Origin of the sequence: Ensifer sp. ENS07, from assembly GCF_014852185.1 — a bacterium.
In the GTDB taxonomy this organism is placed as follows: Bacteria; Pseudomonadota; Alphaproteobacteria; order Rhizobiales; family Rhizobiaceae; genus Ensifer; species Ensifer adhaerens.
Window position 1 is genome coordinate 66,249 of record NZ_JACVBE010000012.1, and the last position, 21,288, is coordinate 87,536.

At 64.1% G+C, this 21,288-nt stretch carries 19 protein-coding genes and 1 pseudogene; 11 read left to right on the plus strand and 9 right to left on the minus strand.

The window, feature by feature from the left end; genetic code table 11:
• The first annotated feature begins 23 nt into the window (after nt 1–23).
• Nucleotides 24–2,480: a penicillin-binding protein 1A gene (locus IB277_RS28015; RefSeq protein ID WP_192372181.1), complete on the plus strand. Its 2,457-nt coding sequence runs from the start codon at nt 24–26 to the stop codon at nt 2,478–2,480.
• A gap of 1 nt (nt 2,481) precedes the next feature.
• Nucleotides 2,482–4,218 carry a penicillin-binding protein 2 gene (locus tag IB277_RS28020; protein WP_051659434.1) on the plus strand — a complete coding sequence of 579 codons (1,737 nt, stop codon included), beginning with the start codon at nt 2,482–2,484 and terminating at the stop codon, nt 4,216–4,218.
• Between the two features lie 55 nt (nt 4,219–4,273).
• On the opposite strand, the gene IB277_RS28025 is transcribed toward IB277_RS28020, so the two are convergent.
• Nucleotides 4,274–4,960, minus strand: coding sequence for a TetR/AcrR family transcriptional regulator (locus tag IB277_RS28025; protein WP_034798399.1), 687 nt, complete (start codon nt 4,958–4,960; stop codon nt 4,274–4,276).
• 144 nt (nt 4,961–5,104) lie between these two features.
• On the opposite strand from IB277_RS28025, the gene IB277_RS28030 reads away from it, so the two are divergent.
• From IB277_RS28030 to IB277_RS28040, 3 genes are read left to right on the plus strand one after another with little or no spacing between them, the layout of a single operon-like run.
• A complete protein-coding gene (locus tag IB277_RS28030; RefSeq protein WP_034798492.1) occupies nt 5,105–6,115 on the plus strand; it encodes an efflux RND transporter periplasmic adaptor subunit in 1,011 nt (336 codons plus the stop codon).
• A gap of 7 nt (nt 6,116–6,122) precedes the next feature.
• Nucleotides 6,123–7,364, plus strand: coding sequence for an ABC transporter permease (locus tag IB277_RS28035; RefSeq protein ID WP_034798398.1), 1,242 nt, complete (start codon nt 6,123–6,125; stop codon nt 7,362–7,364).
• Entirely contained in the window at nt 7,361–8,083 is a 723-nt protein-coding gene (locus IB277_RS28040; protein WP_112976622.1) for an ABC transporter ATP-binding protein, read from the plus strand. Before IB277_RS28035 ends, IB277_RS28040 begins: the two co-directional genes overlap by 4 nt.
• Before the next feature lie 11 nt (nt 8,084–8,094).
• Here the strand turns inward: IB277_RS28040 and IB277_RS28045 are convergent, their stop codons facing one another.
• The 5 genes from IB277_RS28045 to IB277_RS38720 form a co-directional block, all read right to left on the minus strand.
• Entirely contained in the window at nt 8,095–10,143 is a 2,049-nt protein-coding gene (locus IB277_RS28045) for a calcium-binding protein (RefSeq protein WP_060521875.1), read from the minus strand.
• 302 nt (nt 10,144–10,445) lie between these two features.
• The gene (locus tag IB277_RS28050; RefSeq protein ID WP_034798394.1) at nt 10,446–10,841 is read right to left on the minus strand and encodes a cupin domain-containing protein; all 396 of its coding nucleotides are present in this window, start codon (nt 10,839–10,841) and stop codon (nt 10,446–10,448) included.
• 183 nt (nt 10,842–11,024) lie between these two features.
• Entirely contained in the window at nt 11,025–11,429 is a 405-nt protein-coding gene (locus IB277_RS28055) for a DUF1236 domain-containing protein (protein WP_060584803.1), read from the minus strand.
• A gap of 607 nt (nt 11,430–12,036) precedes the next feature.
• Nucleotides 12,037–12,222, minus strand: a complete 186-nt coding sequence (locus tag IB277_RS28060; protein WP_034798488.1) for a hypothetical protein — start codon at nt 12,220–12,222, stop codon at nt 12,037–12,039.
• A gap of 77 nt (nt 12,223–12,299) precedes the next feature.
• The gene (locus IB277_RS38720) at nt 12,300–12,422 is read right to left on the minus strand and encodes a hypothetical protein (RefSeq protein ID WP_255381169.1); all 123 of its coding nucleotides are present in this window, start codon (nt 12,420–12,422) and stop codon (nt 12,300–12,302) included.
• Between the two features lie 128 nt (nt 12,423–12,550).
• Here IB277_RS38720 and minC point away from each other — a divergent pair, with 128 nt between their 5' ends.
• The 3 genes from minC to minE all read left to right on the plus strand — a co-directional run bounded on the left by minC (nt 12,551) and on the right by minE (nt 14,491).
• Nucleotides 12,551–13,303, plus strand: a complete 753-nt coding sequence (gene minC / locus IB277_RS28065; RefSeq protein WP_034798390.1) for a septum site-determining protein MinC — start codon at nt 12,551–12,553, stop codon at nt 13,301–13,303.
• 115 nt (nt 13,304–13,418) lie between these two features.
• Complete coding sequence (gene minD / locus IB277_RS28070) at nt 13,419–14,234, plus strand: septum site-determining protein MinD (RefSeq protein ID WP_034798389.1); 816 nt, start codon at nt 13,419–13,421, stop codon at nt 14,232–14,234.
• Nucleotides 14,231–14,491, plus strand: a complete 261-nt coding sequence (minE, locus tag IB277_RS28075) for a cell division topological specificity factor MinE (RefSeq protein WP_034798387.1) — start codon at nt 14,231–14,233, stop codon at nt 14,489–14,491. Before minD ends, minE begins: the two co-directional genes overlap by 4 nt.
• Nucleotides 14,492–14,638: 147 nt before the next feature.
• Here the strand turns inward: minE and IB277_RS28080 are convergent, their stop codons facing one another.
• Both IB277_RS28080 and IB277_RS28085 read right to left on the minus strand, forming a co-directional pair.
• Nucleotides 14,639–15,376, minus strand: a complete 738-nt coding sequence (locus IB277_RS28080) for a cupin domain-containing protein (RefSeq protein WP_371813695.1) — start codon at nt 15,374–15,376, stop codon at nt 14,639–14,641.
• 251 nt (nt 15,377–15,627) lie between these two features.
• The gene (locus IB277_RS28085) at nt 15,628–16,719 is read right to left on the minus strand and encodes a citrate synthase/methylcitrate synthase (protein ID WP_034801767.1); all 1,092 of its coding nucleotides are present in this window, start codon (nt 16,717–16,719) and stop codon (nt 15,628–15,630) included.
• A gap of 75 nt (nt 16,720–16,794) precedes the next feature.
• Here IB277_RS28085 and IB277_RS28090 point away from each other — a divergent pair, with 75 nt between their 5' ends.
• From IB277_RS28090 to IB277_RS28100, 3 genes and pseudogenes are all read left to right on the plus strand, one after another.
• Nucleotides 16,795–17,925 (plus strand): citrate synthase, encoded by a 1,131-nt coding sequence (locus IB277_RS28090; RefSeq protein WP_060584600.1) that lies wholly within the window; start codon nt 16,795–16,797, stop codon nt 17,923–17,925.
• Nucleotides 17,926–18,251: 326 nt separating this feature from the next.
• Nucleotides 18,252–18,698, plus strand: a complete 447-nt coding sequence (locus IB277_RS28095) for a hypothetical protein (protein ID WP_090425993.1) — start codon at nt 18,252–18,254, stop codon at nt 18,696–18,698.
• Between the two features lie 193 nt (nt 18,699–18,891).
• A pseudogene (locus IB277_RS28100) lies at nt 18,892–20,070 on the plus strand (Do family serine endopeptidase); the annotation flags it as partial.
• A gap of 81 nt (nt 20,071–20,151) precedes the next feature.
• Here the strand turns inward: IB277_RS28100 and IB277_RS28105 are convergent.
• Nucleotides 20,152–21,183: an AraC family transcriptional regulator gene (locus IB277_RS28105; protein WP_112985987.1), complete on the minus strand. Its 1,032-nt coding sequence runs from the start codon at nt 21,181–21,183 to the stop codon at nt 20,152–20,154.
• Between the last annotated feature and the right edge of the window lie 105 nt (nt 21,184–21,288).

Sequence of the window (21,288 nt, forward strand, 5' to 3'; positions counted from 1 at the left end):
CATGAAGGTCCGCTCTGCCCGTTATGAAGCTCCTCGTAAATCTGCTCGGCACATGCCTCAATCTTACTGTCGTCGTCGCGCTGGCCGCCGCCTCGCTCGTCGCAGCCCTGACGCGACACCTGCCCGATCACCGCACGCTCGCCAACTGGGAGCCGGCGGTGACCAGCCGCCTCTATGCCGCCGACGGCACGATGGTCGCGGAGCTCGCGCGGGAACGCCGGCTGTTCCTGCCCATCGCCACCATCCCCGCACGCGTGCGCCAGGCGTTCCTCTCCGCCGAGGACAAGAACTTCTACACCCATCCCGGCATCGACGTTGCGAGCATCGGCACGGCGCTCTTTGCCAATCTCGCCAACTACGGCTCCGGTCGCCGCATGATCGGCGGCTCGACGATCACGCAGCAGATCGCCAAGAATTTCCTGCTGACGTCGGACCGGACTGTGGAGCGCAAGCTGCGCGAGGCGATCCTTTCGCTGCGGATCGACCAGACCTATTCCAAGGACCGCATCCTCGAACTCTATCTCAACGACATCTATCTCGGGCGCGGTGCCTATGGCGTGGCGCAGGCAGCGCTCACCTATTTCGACAAGCCGGTCAGCGAGCTCTCGGTCGCGGAGGCAGCCTTCCTCGCAGCCCTGCCGAAGGCGCCCAACAATTACGACCCGGACCGCCAGGCGGAGCGGGCAACCGGCCGCCGCAACTGGGTGATCGACCAGATGCGGCAGAACGGCGTCATCGACACCGCCGCCGCCGCAAAGGCATCCGCTTCCTCGCTCGGCGTCAGGCAACGCCAACAATCGCCCGCGGTCGCCAGTTCCGACTATTTCACCGAGGACGTCCGCCGCCAGCTCAACGCCCGATACGGCGATGCTGCCCTTTATACGGCCGGCTTCTCCGTGCGCACGACGCTCGATCCGCGATTGCAGGTCGCCGCCATGACGGCGTTGCGCAAAGGCCTCGTCGCCTATGACCAGGCAAAGGGCTACCGCGGCCCCGTCGCCAGGCTCCCTTCGACCGGAAACTGGGCGCCGGCGCTTGCCAGGCTCCAGCCGCTCGCCGACGTGTCGGAATGGCGGCTCGGCGTGGTGCTGGCGACCGACAAGGATGGAGCAGAGATCGGGCTAAGGCCGACGGTCGCGGAACGAAGCGGTGCTCTTGGCACCAACGAGACGATCCGCCTTGGCCGGGCGGGCATGGCCTGGGCGCTCTGCCGCTCGGCCAAGGCAAAGCGGGGCTGCGCCGCGGGACCCGACGGGGCTCTGGCGCCCGGCGACGTCGTCTATGTGGAAAAGGCGGGCGACGGCTACTTGCTCCGGCAGCCGCCGCTCGTGCAGGGCGCGCTCGTTTCCATGGATCCGAACACCGGCCGGGTGCTGGCGGTCGCCGGTGGTTTTTCCTATGCCCAGTCGGAATTCAACCGCGCAACCCAGGCCTATCGCCAGCCGGGCTCGTCGTTCAAGCCCTTCGTCTATGCCGCGGCCCTCGACAACGGCTATGCGCCGACGACGCTGGTGATGGATGCGCCGATCGCCCTTGCCGACGGCGCCGGGCGAATGTGGAAACCGAAGAACTACGACGGTCGCTTCAGCGGTCCCTCGACGCTGCGCGTCGGGCTCGAAAACAGCCGCAACCTGATGACCGTGCGCCTTGCCCGCCATCTCGGCATGGATCTGGTCGCCGACTACGGCAAGCGTTTCGGCATCTATGACGAGCTGAAGCCTTACCTGCCGATGTCGCTCGGCGCCGGCGAAACGACGCTGCTCAGGCTGGTCTCGGCCTATGCGGTCATCGCCAATGGCGGCAGGGCCGTCACGCCTTCGATGGTCGATCGCGTCCAGGATCGTTACGGCCGCACGATCTTTCGCCACGACCAGCGCAAGTGCGACGCTTGCAACGCCTCCGACTGGACCGGCCAGGAAGAGCCCATGCCCGTGGACGACCGCGACTACGTGCTCGATCCGATGACAGCCTATCAGGTCACTTCGATGCTGCGCGGCGTTGTCGAACGTGGCACCGCTCGAAATGTCGGCTCGCTCGGCGTGCCGATCGCCGGCAAGACCGGCACCACCAATGACGAGAAGGACGTCTGGTTCGTCGGCTACACGCCCGATATCGTCACCGGTGTCTTCCTCGGCTACGACACGCCGAAGCCCATGGGCTACGGCGAAACCGGCGGCGGCCTCGCCGCACCCATTTTCATCGATTTCATGAAGGTGGCTCTTGCGGGGCGGGCCGCGGCCGATTTCCACGCGCCAACAGGCATGATGGTCGAGGCGATCGACCGGAAGAGCGGCCAGCCGGTCCCGGCGGGCACGCCGGGTGCCATTCTCGAATCCTTCAAGCCGGGCACTGCCCCTTGCGCCGGCGGCTGCCCGGTCATCGACGGCTTCGAGACGGCGAGCACATCGGCCACGGCCGATGCGGACCTTACGCCCGAACAGCGGGCGAAGCTTCTTACCAACAGCAACGGACTTTATTGAGATGGCACGCAAGGCTCAGCTCCGGCCGGATCCCCGCGGCCGCCTTCTCCTCGTCATCGGCGCGTTCGCGCTCGTCTTCGGCCTCATGCTCGCGCGTCTCGTCCAGCTCGGCGCCGCCGACTACGAGCGCACCGGCTACATACCGCCGCCGCCGTCGCTCGGCCGTCCCTCGATCCTTGACCGCAACGGCAATCTGCTGGCGATCGACGTGCCGAGTTCCGGGCTTTACGCCGAGCCTCGACTGATCGTCGATGTGGACGAAGCAGTCGAGAAACTGACAGCGATCTTCCCTGATCTCGACGGGCGCGACCTCTATCGTCGGCTGAAGAGCGGTGCGGCGTTTGCCTGGATCAAGCGGCAAGTGACGCCGGCCGAAGAGCAGGCCGTCTGGAACGCCGGCCTTCCAGCGATCGGCTTCCAGCGCGAGAAACAGCGCTTCTATCCCAACGGCACGCTTGCCGCCCACGTGCTCGGCGCGGTCGATATCGACAATATTGGCATCGCCGGCATCGAGCGCTGGATCGAGGGCCAGGGGCTGGAGGTGCTTCGCCAGAGCGGCATGGATCTCTCCCATCGCAACCTCGAGCCGGTGAGCACGACGCTCGATATCCGCATCCAGCATGCGCTCGAGGTCGAGTTGCGCAAGGCGATCGCCAAGTTCAGCGCCAAGGCCGGGGCCGGCTTGGTGCTCGACGTCACCAATGGCGAGATCCTGGCGCTCGTTTCTTACCCGGATTTCGACCCGAACCTGCCCGTGGACGCGCTGAAGCCCGACCGTATCAACCGCATCGCCGCCGCCACCTTCGAGATGGGCTCGACCTTCAAGGCACTGACGACGGCCATGGCGCTCGATTCCGGCCAGTTCACGCTCCGCTCCGTCATCGACGCCAGCAAGCCGCTCGCCTTCGGCCGCTTCCGCATCAACGACTACCGCGGCCAGCATCGACCGCTGACGGTGCCGGAGGCCTTCATCTATTCGTCGAACATCTCGATGGCGAAAATGGCGATATCCGTCGGCCCGGAGAACCTGCAGGCATTCCTGACGCGCTTCGGGCAGATGTCGCGGCTGACGACGGAACTGCCCGAAAGCGCCCATCCACAATTGCCGCGACGCTGGGGCGAGATCGAAACGGCGACCGCCTCCTACGGCCACGGCATCGCCGTGACGCCGCTGCAGGCGAGCATCGCGGTGGCGGCGCTCGTCAACGGTGGGCGCCTTATAAGGCCAACTCTGATCAAGGGTGCGGCGCTCGACGAACGCATCATCGCGCGCAATCTGATCAAGCCGGAGACCGGCGAGGCGCTGCGCTATCTGCTGCGGCTCAACGCCAAGACCGGCTCGGCAAAGAAGGCGGAGGTCAAAGGCTATTTCATAGGCGGCAAGACCGGCACCGCCGAAAAGGTGGTCAGCGGGCGCTACTCGAAGGAGCTGAACATCACATCCTTCATGGGCGTCGTTCCCGTCGACAATCCGCGCTATCTGCTTCTCACTTTGCTCGACGAGCCCAAGGGTCTGAAGGAGACCTATGGCTTCCGCACCTCCGGCTGGAATGCAGCACCGCTGGGCGGCGCGGTTTTCGAACGGATCTTGCCGATGCTTGCGCTCATGCCCGATTTCGAAATCGCAGACGTCAGCTTCCCCGAGATCAGCAGCCAGGGCGCCTTTGGCTCCCAGCTCTTTCCGTCTCCGACGAACACAGGCGAGCGCAACAGCGGCGCGATCGACGGAGCGCTTTGATCCCTGCCGCCGCCGCGGCAGGCAATGACGCGCGAGCCGGCAACCGAACCGTCGGCTATGCTTCAAGGAAAGCGCGGGAGAAACCCGGTTCGGTCACTTCGATCGTTCCATCCGGGAGCTTCAGAAAGCGCTCGATGGCGGTGCCGTAGGTTCGCATCCAGCCGTCGAGCATCGCAGCCGCGCCGTCGAGGTCGCCGGCCTCCTGTCGCTGCAAGGCCTTGTGCATCACTTTGGCGACACTCAGCCGCAGTTGCAGCAACATCAGGGCGGAAGCTTCCGGATCGGGCGCATCGAGCGTTCCGTCCGCGTGCCCACGCCGCAGCATTTCGGCGACCAGCGGCAGGCTGACGGCCATCAGCGCCTCGTCGATACGATGATAGAGCGCGACATTTTCGGGCTTGAAGAGGGCGTTGAAGCTGTTCTTCAGCTGCGGCGCCATGTCGAGCTTCAGCCGCCGCGAGCCGGCGAAAAGCGCATTCAGCTGGCCGACTGCATCGAGCGACGGATCTTCGAAAAGCGGCTGCAATTCCTTCAGGTTCCGCTCAGCCAGGCGGGTCGCGACCGCCTCCAGCAAGGCCTCCTTCGAGACGAAATAGTGGTAGAAGGCGCCCTTGGATAGATTGGCCTCGCGGATGACGTCGTTGACCGTCGTATTCTCGTAGCCGTGCAGAAAGAACAAGCGCTCGGCGCAATCGATCAACTCGTTCGATCGGACTTCCGGCGATTTCTTCGTTCTGACCATGAGCGCTCCCAGGACGGCGGCTTAGCACGGGTTTGCGGCGCGGTCCACGACGCTCCTGAAGGTCGAGGAAATCGGCAGCCTTGAAACAAACCGACCGTCGGTCTATTTATACAGAACGGATTGGAAGCGTTCAAGGAGCGTCTCGTGCGGCTCACTCGTTATGCAATCGGAGCGGCCGTTGTCGTTGCCGTCGGTGCGGCAAGCGCCTGGTATTTTCTTCGCCCGGTTCCCGTCTCCGTCATTTCGCCGAAACGCGGCGATGCGGCGGAGATCATCTATGCGGATGGCGTGGTGGAGCCGCGCACCTGGGCGAAAGTCACCCCGACGGTCGCCGAGCGCATCGTCGAGCAGTGCAATTGCGAGGGACAGCGTGTCGCCAAGGGTGACGTGCTCGCCCGCCTCGACGACACCGAGGCACGGGCGGCGCTTGGCGAACTACAGGCGCGGCTGACGCTGGCGCAGGAGGAATATCGGCGCAAGCTGGCGCTCGCCGAACGCAGCACGATCAGCGAACAGGAAGTCGACCGGGCGCGCAGCGAACTCGGCCAGCTCGAAGCGCTCGTCGCCGGCCGCCAGGCGCGGCTCGCGACCTATGTGCTGCGCGCACCGAGCGCCGGCCAGGTACTCAGGCAGGACGGCGAGATCGGCGAGGTCGCGGATCTCGGCACGGTGCTCTTCTGGGTCGGAGAGCCGAAACCGCTGATCGTCACCGCCGACGTCAACGAAGAGGATATCCCGCGCGTCGAAGTCGGCCAGAAGGCGCTGCTCCGATCGGATGCCTTCCCCGACCGCAAGCTGGAAGCGACGGTCGACAGCATCACGCCCAAGGGTGATCCGGTAACGAAGACCTATCGCGTGCGCTTTCGGCTGCCCGACGACACGCCGCTTCGGATCGGCATGTCGACCGACGTCAACATCATCGTGCGGGTCGCCAATGGCGCCTTGATCATCCCGACCGTGGCGCTGGAAGGAGCGAAGGCCGCCGTGATCGACGGCAATCGCGCACGGATCCGAGAACTGAAAACGGGCATCCGCGGCGCCGACGGCGTCGAAGTCCTCTCCGGCCTCAAAGACGACGCGCGCGTCGTCTCGCCCTTCCCGACCGGTCTTGCCGATGGCACGCGGGTGAAGGCCACCCCTTCGCCGGAGAAATGAGCCCGCCATGCGCCTCATCCTCGACATCGCACTGACGCACATCACCGGCCGAGGCCGACAGACGATCGTCGCGATGCTGGGCGTGGCGGTCGGCGTCGGCTTCTCCATCGCCATGGCAGCGCTGATGCAGGGCGGCCAGGACGACTTCGTTCGCCAGCTCGTCGACACGATGCCCCATGTGCAGGTGACCGACGAGCAACGCACGGCGCGCCGCCAGCCGGCGGAAGACCTGTTTAGTGCCGCGGCCATTTCCGGCCTCAGGCCACGCGACGACCGCCGCGGCATCATCAACCCAACGGCAGCGCTCTCCTGGCTCGACGGCTGGATCCCCGGCCGCTTTGCAGCCACCCTCAGGGCGCAGGGCGTCCTTCGCTATTCCGGTCAGGAGGTCGGCGCCGCCGTCATCGGCATCGATCCGCAGGCGGAGCCGCGGGTCTCGCCGATCATCGGAGATTTCAGGGCGGGCAGCTTCGCCGCCCTTGCCGCCGGCGGCAACAATGTGGTGATCGGCGATACCATGGCCTCCCGGCTCGGTGCCAAGATCGGCGACACGATCACCGCCGTCTCTTCGGAAGGGCTCAGCCGCCGCTTCAAGATCGTCGGCCTCTTCCACACCGGCACGACGGCGCGCGACGAGGGCGAGGCCTATGTGCTGCAGAAAAACGCCCAAATCCTCTCAGCCCGGCCCAACGCGATCAACGTGATCAACATCAAGCTCGACGATCCGAACGCCGCCCCGACCGTCGCCCGGCGTATCGAGGCGGAACTCGGCTACAAGGCGATCGCCTGGCAAGAGGCCAACGAGTCGATCCTCGAGGCGCTCGTCGTGCGCAACGTCATCATGTACACGGTCGTCGCTGCGATCATGCTGGTCGCCGGCTTCGGTATCTTCAACATCATCTCGACGATCACGCACGAGAAGGCGCGCGACATCGCCATCATGAAATCGCTCGGCTTCACCGAGACCGACATGCGCATCCTCTTCGTGCTCGAAGGCGTGGCGATCGCGACAGTCGGCACGCTTGTCGGCTGGGCGTTCGGCTTGGCAATGATCTATGGCCTTTCGCTCGTCCGCTTCGAGCTCGCCGCCACCGGCCAGGAGATGACCCGGCTACCGATCGCCTGGAGCATGTTGCACTATCTGATCGCCGCCGCTTTCGCGCTCGGATCGGCAGCGGTTGCCGGCTACCTGCCGGCGCGGCGCGCGGCCCGGGCAAATCCCGTCGATATCATCCGGGGCGCGACATGAGCACGCTGATCGAAACCAAGGATGTGACGCGGATCCTCAGGGAGACCGTACCTGTCACGCTGGTGAAGGACATATCGCTCACCATCGGCGAGCGGGAATTCGTCGCTGTCACCGGCCCCTCCGGTTCCGGCAAGTCGTCGCTCCTCTATCTGCTCGGCCTGCTCGACCGGCCGACGGGTGGCACGCTTATGATCCGCGGTCGCGACACGGAGCGAATGGACGAGAACGAACGGGCAGCCACGCGGCTCGCCAATATCGGATTCGTCTTCCAGTTCCACTTCCTGTTGCCCGAATTTACCGCCCGCGAGAACGTCGAAATTCCCATGCGCAAGCTCGGCCGCCTCGGCCGGAGCGAGATGCGTGGGAAGGCAAGCGAGCTGCTTGCGGCACTCGGGCTTGCCGATCACCTCGACAAGCGGCCCGATCAGCTCTCGGGCGGCCAGCGCCAGCGCGTGGCGGTCGCCCGTGCACTCGCCAACGACCCGCCGCTGATCCTCGCCGACGAACCGACCGGCAGTCTCGACAGCACGAGCTCCGAGCAGGTCTTCAGGATCCTGGAAACGCTGGTGCGCGAAGAGGGCAAGACCGTGGTCGCGGTCACTCATGACCTGGATATGGCCGCGCGCATGGACCGGCGCCTTCATCTCATCGATGGGCACCTAACCACGGAGACGATCAATGCCGCGCGCCAAGACGAAGGCGCAGCTCCGGAGGCCTGACGAACGAGGCCTCAGCCGAAGACGAGATCGCTTTCGGAGAGAACCGAGAGCGAGCTATCCTCGATCAGAATGCCTTCGGTTTCCGAGCCATTGAAGGAGACGAACACGCCATCGGCCGTGTCGCGCGCTGCGGCAAGGAAATCCGCATAGCTGTGAATACCCGTTGTGTCCTGGGCCTCGTGGGAAAAGGCGATGCGGTCACCCTGCCGGCCATCGAAATCGAGAATGCGATCGAGGCCCACCTCGCCGGAGGTTTCCGACGACCAGTAAAAGGTGTCCGCGCCGCGGCCACCCGTCAGCACATCACTGCCGTTACCGCCGCTCAATAGGTCGTTCTCGGACCCTCCATCGAGGAAATCCGCCCCGTCGCCGCCGAAGAGCTGGTCGTTTTCCGACGCGCCCGTCAGCTTGTCATCCCCGCCGCGCCCCTCGAGGATATCGTTGCCGCTCGAGGCGTAAAAAGTGTCGTTGTCGTCGCCGCCGCGCAGTACGTCGTCGTAGCCCCCGCTCGAAACGTTGAAATATTCGATACCGGTGAACGTCAGGCCGGTATGGGTGACACCCCGTGCCGCGTCGAAGTCCATCGCCTCCGGCAGGCCGCCATAGTTGAGGTTCAGGAGGTCCCGGCCTTCACCGCCATCGACCTCGCCGACGTAGCGGGCATTGATCGTGTCGTTGCCCGCGCCGCCGCGCAGGATCGACGCAACACCGAGGCTGCCACCGCCGGGGAAGGTGTCCTGCAGCCAGTCGTCTCCGGCGCCGCCATCGAGCACGTCGCTGCCGCCGGTATTGGCTAGCGTGTCCATTCCGTCGCCGCCATAGGCCACATCGTCACCGGCGCCCGTGACGATCGAGTCGTTTCCGGCACCCCCGTGAATGTAATCATTGCCGTCTTCGCCATAGAGCGCATCCCCTCCGGCGCCGCCCTCGAGGTGATCGTTTCCAGCGCCGGCCTCGACCACGAGATAGGTCAGATCGCCGGCGATCACCCGATCGTTGCCGCTGCCGAGCATGAGGCTCGCCTCCTCGATGCCGCTAATGACGGTGCCGGTCGAGGCCCCTCCGGCGGAGAAGTCGACCGTCAGGTCGCTCGTGCGCTGCGTTTCCTTGATCCATAACCAGTCCTGGCCCGCCCCACCGTCGATTTCTGCCGAATACAGCGTCGAGGTGATCTGATCGCGGCCGTCACCGCCAAATAGGCGATTGGCGCCGAGCCCGTCGATGATCGTATCGTCGCCGACACCCGCGTCGACGAAGTCGTTGCCGCCGCCGGTCTGGATGACATCGGAAAGCGTACTCCCCAGGATCCGGTCGTTGCCGCTTCCCGTCGTCACTTCGATCTTTTCGATGCCGTCATAGGTGACGAAGATATGGCGCTCGCCCGATGTCTGATGACCGATGATGCCGTGGCCGTTTTGCAGGTTGAAGACGACGGGGGCTTTGGCGGCGACGAGATCGATAGCCAGCGTATCGGTGCCGCTGCCGCCGGAGACGGTGCTGCCGGTACCGATGAGAACGAAGCGGTCGTTGCCGGCGCCGCCATTGAGACGATCGTGACCGCCGCTGTTGGTTATGAGATCGTTTCCGCCACCGGCGTAGACGACATCGTTGCCGGCGCCCGTCGAGATGTTGTCGCCTGAGGCGGTGCCGGCGATCCGGTCGTCGCCGCTGCCGGCAAGCACCCGCAACCACTCGATATCGTGGAAGAAGACGTGGCGCCCGGCGAGCGCAGGATCTCCGACATAACCGTGGCCGGACCCGCCGTTGAACACCATGCGCTCGGAGGTTTGTGAGAAATCGACCACGAGACCATCATAGCCGGCCCCTCCGGTGACCGCACCGCCGGTCCCGTTCAGCACGATCTGGTCGTCGTCGGCACCGCCGTCGAGCCGATCGTAGCCGCTCGAGCTTATCAGGGTATCGCGCCCGCCGCCGCCGCTGACGAAATCATCGCCAGCGCCGCCGTCGATCGTGTCGGCGCCGAAAAGCCCCCAGATGCGGTCGCTTTCCGCGGTACCCTTCAAAACGTCGTTCCCATAGGAACCTACGATCCTCGCCATGCGATCACTCCCCTTCAAACAATTTTCAAGAATACTTTGCCACGGAAATATCGACACTTCTATGCGGACTGTATTTATATAAACTCGTAAAGCAATACCGAATAAATACTCGAAATACTGGCAATATAATTCGAGATTTATATTAGTTGTTTCGCGCGTATATTTTCATCCTCGGCGCCGTGCGTCCCTCGGCGTGAGAAACACGCGTGCGAGCTTTTCGGGAAAGAGCCTCGATAGCCGGTCGCTGCCGGACACGACGGCTTTGCCCGAAGTTCGGGTGGTGGCTTATGGGAGGTGCCGACCTATCCCTGCACCGGCGCGGCTGCCCAGCGCCTGGTCGCTTCCGCTGCATCGTCAAAGCTTGCCTCGAAGGCTGCGGATGCGAGCACAGCGCGAATGTGGAGCGTTTCGCCGCCGACATTTGCAAACCCGTGCCGACGCAATTTCGGCACGATCAGCGATTGATTGCTGGTGAGGATGAAACGTTCGTCGTCGATCCACATTTCCGCCTGCCCCGCCACCACCGTCAGCACCTCTTCGACGGGATGGCTATGGGTGGGCGCGCCGGCGCCGGGCGCGATCCATTGTTCGAACAGGCACAATCCGGAAGCGCCATTGAGCGCGGAGATGAGCATGCGGGTCTCAACCCCCGGGCGCCACATCTCGATCGGCCAGTCTTCATGCGCGACAGCTCCCATGACGTGCTCCCCGCCGATGAAATCCGGCCAGCAGTTTATCAGGTTGAACCAATCGACACGACCGATCCCGCTGAGCGCTCAAGGGCATTTGATGCCTCGCCTTATCGATAGCTGGGCAAAAGGAAGGGGCGGCGCGGAACGCCACCCCTCCCTGAGAGACTACGGTATGAAGACCGCCTACGGTCAGTTGATGACTTGGACCACCGTTCTCGACTGCGGCTCGACGATCACGCGGTGGTCATTTACGACCGCATAGGCGTAGCGCGGATTATCGGGTACGGGCGTCAGGACGACGGCTTGCGGGATGGGTTTACCGATCACGACCTGCTCCTGCACGACGACCGAAGGCGGTGCGGGCTGCTGTTCGACATAGGTGATGACTTCCGGCGGCGGCGGCGTCAGCGCTCCGCCGAGCGCGCCACCGACCACGGCACCCACACCGGCACCGATCGGCCCGCCGACGACGGCACCCGCGGTTGCGCCGCCAACGATGCCTGCGGCCGTGCCGGCTTTCTGGTTGGCATCCTCAGCAAATGCGGATCCTGCCATCAAAGAAACAACAGCCGCGGCGATTATAAGCTTCTTCATGATCTAATCCTTTCGTTTGATCACCACATCAACGAAAAGAATAATAATTTGTTCCGAATCCACGCTAATTTCAGCGCATCACGCTTGATAAATTTCATTAACAATCAATGTATGATCGACATCAACGCCATACAATTCAAAGAGGCACCGACCATTATCAATTCTATAGTACAAATAGCAGAGAATCACCCTCTATGTGACTGAGACGCCTTCGTGCGCTCTCAAGGCAAACCCATCTGCCCCGCCACGCTTTCTGCCCGCACCGCCCATCAGTCACGGGGCAACCGGCCAAGAAGCAGTTTGTTCCCTTCCCTGTTGCCGCAGCGTACGCATTTCAGCGCCGGGCCGATGGAATTGAGAGAGACGCCCCATCCGCGCCTGTTTGCAACAAGCCGGCGATCGATCCGCCCCTGGTGTCGACATTTCCCGCATTGCGCCACGAGCACGTACCATTCCGGCAAGAGTTCCAAGGTCGCCCCGTCAACGGTGGCGTCTTCGCGCGGCATCAGGTCGATGCTTCGACGATGCCTCATGTTCATTCCTCTCGAAGCTTCGACTCGCTTCGCCCGTCATCCAGCTGCCGGGCCTTGAGCGGCCCGCTCCTTCGTCAGCGTGCGGAACCGTCGAGCCGAAGCGAAAGCTGGACACCGCCACGCTTCAGCCGCGGCAACGGCGGCGCCATGTCGATGCGGCCGAAGGTGCGCTTGCGCCATTCGGCCTCGCGTTCCCGCTTCTTTCGGGCGGCCGCAACGGCGGCCATGGCGCGTTCGATCACTTCTTCCGTGTGGGTCATGGTCTCCATCCGACTCATGGGAACCTCCGCTTTGTTCTTGTTATGTTCTTATTTTAGCGTTCCAATGTCAACTCCCCTCATGAGCCCGGACGAATCGCTCTTGCCGTATCGAGGCTTTCTGCGTCGCTCGGCGCCGGGCGCAGGGTCTGATCGGCCGAAGCCAAGGCGACGATGGGCAAAAGAGCGGCTTTTTCGGCCACCCGATTTTCCTTGTTTTCCAGCGGCCGGCGACCGGTCCTCAGCGCCGCCTCATTAACCTTCGCATTGCCGAATTAACCATTTGTTAACCATTTGATCGATACACCGAAGCAACGGAAAATTTACCAAGATGAATGATGTGTTAACCGAATCCCGGCCGATCCGCCTCAAGGGGCGATCCTTCCTTGCGCTAGCGCTGACCCCCGAGCTTCCGCTCGAGGATTGGCTCACCCGCCTCGACCATCTCGCCTCCCGCTCCGCCGGTTTCTTCCTGCGACGCCCGGTCGTGCTTGATGTCGACGGCCTTGATATCGACCGGTCGCAACTGCGCGAACTCGTCGACCAGCTCGGCAAGCGCAATGTGCGCATCATGGGCATCGAAGGCGCGCGCCAGTCTCTGCTCGGCGCTGACCTTCCTCCCGCGATGACCGACGGTCGCCCGGCGGCGGACTACGAAGCCAAGATGGCGGAACAGGCCGAAAAGAGCGAGACGCCGGAAGCGGAAGCAGCCGCGGAAACCGTGATCACGGCAGAACCGCTTGCCACCAAGGCGACGCCGTCGATCGTCGTCACCCAGCCGGTGCGCTCCGGCCAGTCGCTGTTCTTCCCCGAAGGGGACGTGACGATCATCGGCTCGGTCGCCTCGGGCGCCGAAGTCGTCGCCGGCGGCTCGATCCACATTTACGGCGCGCTGCGCGGCCGGGCGATGGCCGGCACCACGGGCAATGCTTCGGCGCGGATCTTCTGCCGCAAGCTCGAAGCGGAATTGATTGCGATCGACGGCTTCTACAAGACGGCCGACGACATGGAGCAGAACCTGCGTGGCAAGTCCGTGCAGATCTGGCTCGACGGCGAACAGCTGAAGGCCGGAACGCTCGGTTAGGCCGAGGCAAGGAAAGGTGTGGATGCTTGCCATCCGCATCTGGTGATTCAGGTCGATCCGGCCGGGGTCACGAGGACGTAGGCGAAGGCGAATTCTTAGATACTTGGAGAGACGAATGGGCAAGGTAGTCGTAGTTACATCGGGCAAGGGCGGCGTCGGCAAGACGACGTCCAGCGCCGCACTGGGCGCCGCACTCGCTCAGAACGGCGAGAAAGTCGTCGTCGTGGACTTTGACGTCGGTCTGCGCAATCTCGACCTCGTCATGGGCGCGGAACGCCGCGTCGTCTATGACCTGGTCAACGTGATCCAGGGCGAGGCCAAGCTGTCGCAGGCGCTGATCCGCGACAAGCGCTTGGAAACGCTCTATCTGCTGCCGGCCTCCCAGACCCGCGACAAGGACAACCTGACGCCGGAAGGTGTCGAGAAGGTCATCGCCGCCCTTCAGAGCGCCTTCGACTGGGTCATCTGCGACAGCCCCGCCGGTATCGAGCGTGGCGCCACGTTGGCCATGCGCCACGCCGACATCGCGATCGTCGTGACCAATCCGGAAGTCTCGTCGGTGCGCGATTCCGATCGCATCATCGGCCTGCTCGATTCCAAGACGCTCAAGGCGGAAAACGGCGAGCGCATGGAAAAGCACCTGCTGCTTACCCGCTACGACCCGGTACGCGCCGAGCGCGGCGACATGCTGAAGGTCGACGACGTGCTCGAAATCCTGTCAATCCCGCTGATGGGCATCATTCCGGAAAGCGCCGACGTGCTGCGCGCGTCCAACGTCGGTTCGCCGGTCACGCTGGCCGACACCCGCTCGGCCCCGGCGCTTGCCTATTTCGAGGCGGCTCGCCGACTGAAGGGCGAGGCCCTGCCGATCAACATCCCCGGCGAGAAGCGCAGCTTCCTCGGCAAGATCTTCGGAAGGAAAGCGGCATGAACCTTTTCCGTTTCTTCTCCCGCACACAGTCAGCGCCGGCCGCCCGCGAACGGCTGCAGGTGCTGCTCGCCCATGAGCGCGCATCCGCCGGCGATAGCGATCTCGTCACCAAACTGCGCGACGAAATCCTCCAGGCGATCTCCAAACACATGCAGATCGACGACGACAAGGTCCGCGTAACGATGGAACGCGGCCCCCAGGTCTCAACGCTCGCCGTCGATATCGAGATCCCCTTCGACGCAAAGAAGGCGGCCTAAGGGCCGCCAACTTATTTGGGAAACAACGTTCCTCTCGGCCGACTTCCTGTTTTCAGATACGGCAGCATCCAGCGGGTACTGCCGTATTTTTTGTCTGAGATCAGTACTCCGGGGCGACACCGAAGACGAACTCCACCTTGTCGCCCGTCATGTTGAAATATTGGTGATCGAAACCCGCCGGAAGCCGTCGCGCGGGTTGAGCTCGAACCAGACCTGGCTTTCGGCATCGGGCACATGGATGTTCACGATACCCGACACCAAGTAGAGGCATTCGTCACCCTTGTGGCGCTCCATGCCGGTGCGTTTTCCCGAAAGCAGCGTCGTCTTGCCGACGGTGAGCTGATCGGTCGCGCAATAGAGGCCGGTATAGGCGCCCTGCGTTTGCCGATCGAGGCTTAAGAGCAGATCGGCATCGCGCATCGAATGGATTGTCCTGGCCTTCCGCTGGGCGTCGGCGTCCATCGGCCAGCGACCGATGGACCTGCTCTGGCCATAGCGCGATTGCTCGATCTCGATATAGGGCTTGGTGCGCGCATAGGGGCCTGACGTGCCCTTGGCCGGCGGCGGCGCGAAGAATTCCAGCACGCGGACCTGCTCGTTGCCAAGGTTGAAACCGTGGTGCCAAGTTTCCTTGCGGAAGAACAGCGCCTCGCCTTCCTTCGCGATGCAGAATTCACCCGTCTCGGGGTTGGCAAGGCCAAGTGTACCGCTCAGCACGTAGAGAACCTCGTACGCCCCGAAGATCGCGGGAGGCCATCGTATGCTTGAAGCAGCCGCCGGGCTGCATGAAGACGATCTGGTGAATGCTTTCCGTCGAGGCGTAGATCCAGCCGTCAACGAGACCGGCATTTTCCTCGCCCCAGAGATGCCGCGTGACGCCGGCATAGGGGATGTGGCTAGGACGATCAAAGACAGGACGGGGAGACGGCTTGTATCCCATTGGTAAACTCCTTGGTTCTGGGCGCGAAGCGGCGCGCCGATGTGGGGGGGGGGGGGAGGTCAGTCTGCGCCGTCTCGCCGACGACGGTCGCCCGTTTTGCGACCGTCCTTGGTTTCGATGACTTCCGCGACCTGAAGGCGTTCTTTCAACAACACCTGCGAAATGCGCGGATGGTCTCCGCCTCAGCATAGAACACTCACGCGGCCTGTTGCGGCAGCGGCCCGACATAGAGCGAACGCGGCCGGATAAGGCGGCCTTCCAGCGCCTGCTCGCGGGCATGGGCGATCCAGCCGACGGTGCGACCGATCGCGAACACGCCGGTGAAGGCGTCGCGCGGGAAGCGCAGCGCATCGAGCAGCAGCGCCGTGTAGAACTCGACGTTGACGTCGAGCGGGCGGTCGGGCTTGCGCACCTTCAGGACGGCGAGCGCCGATTGTTCGACCTCTTCTGCCAGTCGAATGCGATCGCGGTTGGCCGGATGCGCAGCGATCAGTCGTTTCAGCGCGCCCTTCAGCGCATCGGCGCGGGGGTCGCGGACACGATAGACACGGTGGCCAAAGCCCATCAGCCGTTCGCCGTGGTCGAGCGCGTCGGAAAGCCAGGCCTCCGCATTCTCAGGCGTTCCAATCGCGTCCAGCATGTCGAGCACCGGACCAGGCGCGCCGCCATGGAGCGGCCCCTTGAGCGCCCCGATGGCGGCAAGCACCGAAGAGGTGAGACCGGCCTTGGTGGAGGCGACCACGCGTGAGGCGAAGGTCGAGGCGTTGAGGCCGTGGTCCGAGATCGTCACCAGATAGGCGTCGAGCGCCGCCACTTCTTGTCTGCTCGGCACCTTGGCACAGAGCATCGCCAGGATATCGGCGGCGTGCGACAGCGCCGGCGTCGGCGCGACCGGAGCTTCACCGCTCTTCATGCGCAACGCCGCCGGCAGGAAGACGGCCGGCGCGGCGAGCAGACGTAGGGCCGTATCGAGGTCCTCCCCATCCGGGAGCCGGGCGATGAGCGCGCGCATGATGTCGACCGGCGGCAGTTCCAGCAACGCATCGTCGATGGCGCCAACATGGGCGAACACTTCCGCTCGCTTCTCACCCAGCCGCTTCGCGAGTTCAACCCGGTCCGGCATCGGCCCCAGCAGCCCCTCGAACAACAGCGCCACGACATCCTCATAGCTTGCGTGGCCGGCCAGGTGATCGAGCGAGACGCCGCGGATGATCAATTGACCCGCCTCGCCGTCAACATGGGAGAGCTGCGTTTCGGCGGCGACGACGTCTTCAAGTCCGTTCTTCATCATCAAGTTTCTCCTTTACGCCGAGGATGATCCGACCTAGACCTATTGACGTCAATCTTGATGCTATTGATCAACATGAATACACTCTGGATCACCGCCGAAGAGGCGCTCGCCAAGCTCGGCAGCAAACGGCAGACGCTCTATGCCAATGTCAGCCGCGGCCGCATTCGCGCCAAGCCCGACCCCGCCGACCCGCGCCGCAGCCTCTACCAGGCCGACGACGTGCACCGGCTGGCCGAGCGCCACGCCGGCAGGCGGCAGGCGGCGGTCGTGGCGGCCGAGACGATCCGCTGGGGCGAGCCGGTACTGCCAACGACGATCTCCAGCATCGCCGGAGGGCAGCTCTCCTACCGCGGCAGCAACGCGATCGAACTTGCCACCACAGCGACCCTGGAGGAGGTCGCCGCCCTGCTCTGGCTGACACCGGCGGCGGTTGTTGTTCCAGCGCGCGATCCCGGCAGCAGCCAATCGCGGCTAGCAACGACCTTTACGCTTCTCGCCGGGCGCATCGAAGCCGACCTGCCGGCGCTCGGACGCAGGCCCGCCATCCTGAAGGCCGAGGCCGCCGAGGTGCTGGCGACCGTTGCCGCCGGACTTGCGCCGTCGCGGGAAAATGTGCCGCTGCACGAGCGCCTGGCGCACGGCTGGGAGCGGCCGGAGGCGGCGGAGCCGATCCGCCGATGCCTGGTGCTGACGGCGGAACACGAGCTCAACGTTTCCGCCTTTGCAGCACGGGTCACCGCGTCGTCCGGCGCCGCACTTTCCGCCGCCACACTTTCGGGGCTTGCCACCCTCACCGGCCCCAGGCACGGCGGCGCCTGGCTGAGCGTCACGCGGCTTGCCGAACAGGCGGCCGTGGGCGGGGTGCGCGAGGCGATCCGTACCATGCTGTCTTCGGACGGCGTGGTCCGGGCTTTCGGCCACCGGCTCTATCCGGACGGCGACCCGCGCGCGAAGGCCATCATGTCGAGCTTCGACGTGCCGCCGCTCTATGCCGCGCTGGCCGAGGCCGGCGAGGAACTGCTCGGAGAACCGGCCAATCTCGACTTCTCTCTGGCGGCGCTCGCTGCTGCCTATGATCTACCCGATGACGCGCCGATGGTGATATTCGCCCTTGCACGCACCGTCGGCTGGCTCGCGCACGCAATGGAACAGGTCGTCAGCGGCGATCTGATCCGGCCGCGCGCCCACTATGCCGGATCGTAGCTCCTCCTCCGCGCCCTCAGCCCTAAGCTCGATTGACTAGAAAAGGCGCGGGCGGGCGGCCGCAAAAGGGCCACAATACGCGCCTGGGGAAAGAATATCCGTCAATCTGGAGCGAATTGGCCTTTATTAAATAATGTTAATGAAGCGGATTTCCGGAGATGTTTACCGAAATATTACGCGTTATTAACATGACGGCGGCGCACGGAAGTAATACCTTCATTTTCGAGGCTGAATATTGCCGGCGACCGCTTCGGCCGTGACGCGACAATAGGAGACAGCCTCGAACGGAAGCGCGCGGCGCTTCCTTCAATTCAGGAGATGCAGTCATGCGCTCGCCCTTCAAGACCACCACCATCGCAACCGTCGCCCTCGTTCTCTTAAGCGGCGCCGCCTTTGCTGCCGATCACCACGATTTCGGCCGCGACAACGACAAGGGTGCCTATACCGGCGATTACTACCAGGGCATTTTCGCCCAGGACGACATGGCAACCCCGGCCATGCCGGTCTACCGGACACCGACCCACATTGCATCGACGCGGCTCGATCACGTCCTGCATGAACTCCGGGTCGACAACCACCGCATCAACGCCGACCACGAACAGGGCAAGCTGACGGCAGCAAACTACCGGAAGCTTGAACGCGAAGACGGTGCTGTGCGCGCCGACGCCGTCAAGACCGCCGCCGCCCATCACGGCATGCTGCCGGCCCAGTCCTACGCCCGGCTCCAGGGTGACGTTCGCCATCTCGACCGCGACATCGCCCGAATGGCTTGACCGACACGTTGAGGCTCACCCGTCTTCGGGTGAGCCGTAACCGATGGGGCCGGGCCTGCTCAAGGGCCTGGTCCTTCGGTAACCAGACCGCCCCTTAATCCAATGCCGGCCGACGGTGCCCGCAGACCCGACCTGCCTCGGGCTGCGTCCGGCCAAGTTCGTCCGGCAAACAGGCAGCGAAAGGAACAGGATCATGTCAAACATTCTCACGAGGTATCGAGCTGCCGCCCTCCTTGGCGCAGCCGTCATCATTGCGCCCTTGTCTGTAGCAGCCTTCACAGGCCATGACGTGGCCGCTGCGGCGGCCAGTCCGGCCGTTGCAGTCCCGGCCACATCCGGCGGATCCTTCGCGCCGGTCGTGTCGGCAGACAAGCCGGCGGTCGTCACCGTGACGACCGTGATCAAGGCCGACAACGCCGGTGCGAGCGAACCGTCGCAACCGGGCGGAAATTCGCCCTTCGACGAACAATTCCGCCAATTCTTCCACGATCAGGGCATCCCCTTGCCGGACCAGGCGCCTGAGCAGCGTCAGCGTGAACGGGCCGAAGCGCTCGGCTCCGGTTTCATCGTGACCGCGGACGGCTACGTCGTCACCAACAACCACGTCATCGACAAGGCATCGAGCATCATGGTGACGCTCGACGACGGCACGCAAGTGCCGGCCAAGCTTGTCGGCGCCGACCCGAAGAACGACCTCGCAGTCCTGAAAATCACGGCGCCGAAGCCGCTCGCAACAGTTGCCTGGGGCGATTCCGACACCTTGCGGGTTGGCGACCAGGTGCTGGCGATCGGCAACCCGTTCGGCATCGGCACGACGGTCACGTCGGGGATCGTCTCGGCGCGCGGCCGCGACCTGCACAGCGGTCCCTATGACGATTTCATCCAGATCGACGCCCCGATCAACCACGGCAATTCCGGCGGACCGCTGGTCGACGCAAAGGGCCAGGTGGTCGGCATCAACACGGCGATCTATTCGCCGAACGGCGGTAGCGTCGGCGTCGGCTTCGCCATCCCCTCGGACCAGGCGCAAAAGGTCGTCACTGAGTTGATGAAGGATGGTTCGATCCAGCACGGCTTCATCGGCGTGCAGATACAGCCGGTCACGGCTGATATCGCCGACGCCATCGGCCTTGCCCAGCCTGAGGGCGCGCTCGTTGCCGGCGTCAGTGGCGGAACGCCCGCGGCCAAGGCCGGCATCAAGGCCGGCGACATCATCATCGCGCTTGGCGGCAACCCGGTGAAGTCGCCGCGTGACCTGTCGCGCATGGTCGCCGACCTCTCGCCCGGCACCTCGAAGAACCTGAGCCTATGGCGGACCGGCAAGACGAAGGATGTTGCGATCACGATCGGCGACAATGCCGCAGACCAGCAGTAACCGTCGCAAGTACGTCACCGCACACCTTGCCTCCAACCAGCCCGGCCGCACCGCGGCCGGGCATCGCCATGGCATCAGTCAGGCGGCAAGCGCTCCGGTCCGGTTCTGCTCGCGCCAGGCGACGGGGCTCAAGTCGGTGACGCGGCGAAACTCGCGATTAAAATTCGATTTCGTCTGAAAGCCGGATTCCAGCATGGCCGCGGTCACCGACATGTCGGTTTCGCGCAACAGCCGGCAGGCCTCAGCAATCCGGATATCGTTGATGTATTGCGAGACGTTCTTGCCCGCCAGCCGATTGACGGCGGTCGATATCTGCCGGGCGGGCAGGCCCGCGCGCCGCGCCAGACGTGACAAGGTGAGGTTTTCGTCGCGGGCCAGTTTCTGACTGACGAGCAGTTGATCGATCCTGTCGAGGATTTCGCGGTCCTGCGGCTTTGCAACAGGATCCTCGTCGGTGACCGCGCCGGCGGCCGGAAGCGCACGCGCACGGTCCGCGACCATGGCTGTCAGCCCGATGAAGAGCAGGCCCAGCAAGTTCGCGTTACTGACGATGAGGCCGATATTCGCGCCCCTCGTCCATTCGAAATCCAGAAGGATCGCAAGATCGAAGAGCGCCGAAAGGCAGAGCGAGAACGCGGCAATGAGCAAGGCGCGGTGCGCCGCGGCCGCACCTTCGAAGCGCGCTTCCTCCAGCGCATCCGTACCGACGCGCGCCAGGTTCAGGAGCGCCAGCGCGTATCCGACATATTCGACGATCAAGGCGAAATCGATGTAGCGCGGCGCGAACAGCACGAGCGCGAACATACCGATCGTCGGCGCCGCATGGACCCACCCCGCCGCAGCAGCACTGCGCTCGTCTCTGCGGATCAGGCTGTGGAAACTCGCAAGCACCAGCGGCGGCACACCGCTCGCAAGCACCGGCAGCGCAAACTTCAACGCAGTGACGTCATAGCCCCAACGCAGCCCGACGATCACCGACTGGAGCGCACAGAGCGCCACCAGAGCGAGGAACGGCCGGTTGCGCCGCCCTGGCTCGTCGCCATGCAACATGAACGCAAGCAGGATAAAAAGCAGCAAGGCGACGACGAACGGGAGCGGCAGAAAGATCAAGGCATGTCCTTCAGACAAAGGCGGACAGACAAAGGCGGACAGACAAACGGCAGGCAGGCGAGCGGCAAGCAGGCATTTCGATGAGCGGATCATTGCCCAGATCGC

Bases quoted from the DNA above. Each gene is read 5' to 3' on its own strand.
- minE (WP_034798387.1), top strand. From the start codon at position 14,231: ATGAACCTTTTCCGTTTCTTCTCCCGCACACAGTCAGCGCCGGCCGCC.
- IB277_RS28055 (WP_060584803.1), bottom strand. From the start codon at position 11,429: ATGAAGAAGCTTATAATCGCCGCGGCTGTTGTTTCTTTGATGGCAGGA.
- IB277_RS28095 (WP_090425993.1), top strand. From the start codon at position 18,252: ATGCGCTCGCCCTTCAAGACCACCACCATCGCAACCGTCGCCCTCGTT.
- IB277_RS28085 (WP_034801767.1), bottom strand. From the start codon at position 16,719: ATGAAGAACGGACTTGAAGACGTCGTCGCCGCCGAAACGCAGCTCTCC.
- IB277_RS28015 (WP_192372181.1), top strand. From the start codon at position 24: ATGAAGCTCCTCGTAAATCTGCTCGGCACATGCCTCAATCTTACTGTC.
- IB277_RS28025 (WP_034798399.1), bottom strand. From the start codon at position 4,960: ATGGTCAGAACGAAGAAATCGCCGGAAGTCCGATCGAACGAGTTGATC.
- IB277_RS28040 (WP_112976622.1), top strand. From the start codon at position 7,361: ATGAGCACGCTGATCGAAACCAAGGATGTGACGCGGATCCTCAGGGAG.
- IB277_RS28020 (WP_051659434.1), top strand. From the start codon at position 2,482: ATGGCACGCAAGGCTCAGCTCCGGCCGGATCCCCGCGGCCGCCTTCTC.
- IB277_RS28050 (WP_034798394.1), bottom strand. From the start codon at position 10,841: ATGGGAGCTGTCGCGCATGAAGACTGGCCGATCGAGATGTGGCGCCCG.
- IB277_RS28035 (WP_034798398.1), top strand. From the start codon at position 6,123: ATGCGCCTCATCCTCGACATCGCACTGACGCACATCACCGGCCGAGGC.
- IB277_RS28080 (WP_371813695.1), bottom strand. From the start codon at position 15,376: ATGCCGGCGTCACGCGGCATCTCTGGGGCGAGGAAAATGCCGGTCTCG.
- IB277_RS28045 (WP_060521875.1), bottom strand. From the start codon at position 10,143: ATGGCGAGGATCGTAGGTTCCTATGGGAACGACGTTTTGAAGGGTACC.
- minD (WP_034798389.1), top strand. From the start codon at position 13,419: ATGGGCAAGGTAGTCGTAGTTACATCGGGCAAGGGCGGCGTCGGCAAG.
- IB277_RS28060 (WP_034798488.1), bottom strand. From the start codon at position 12,222: ATGACCCACACGGAAGAAGTGATCGAACGCGCCATGGCCGCCGTTGCG.
- minC (WP_034798390.1), top strand. From the start codon at position 12,551: ATGAATGATGTGTTAACCGAATCCCGGCCGATCCGCCTCAAGGGGCGA.
- IB277_RS28090 (WP_060584600.1), top strand. From the start codon at position 16,795: ATGAATACACTCTGGATCACCGCCGAAGAGGCGCTCGCCAAGCTCGGC.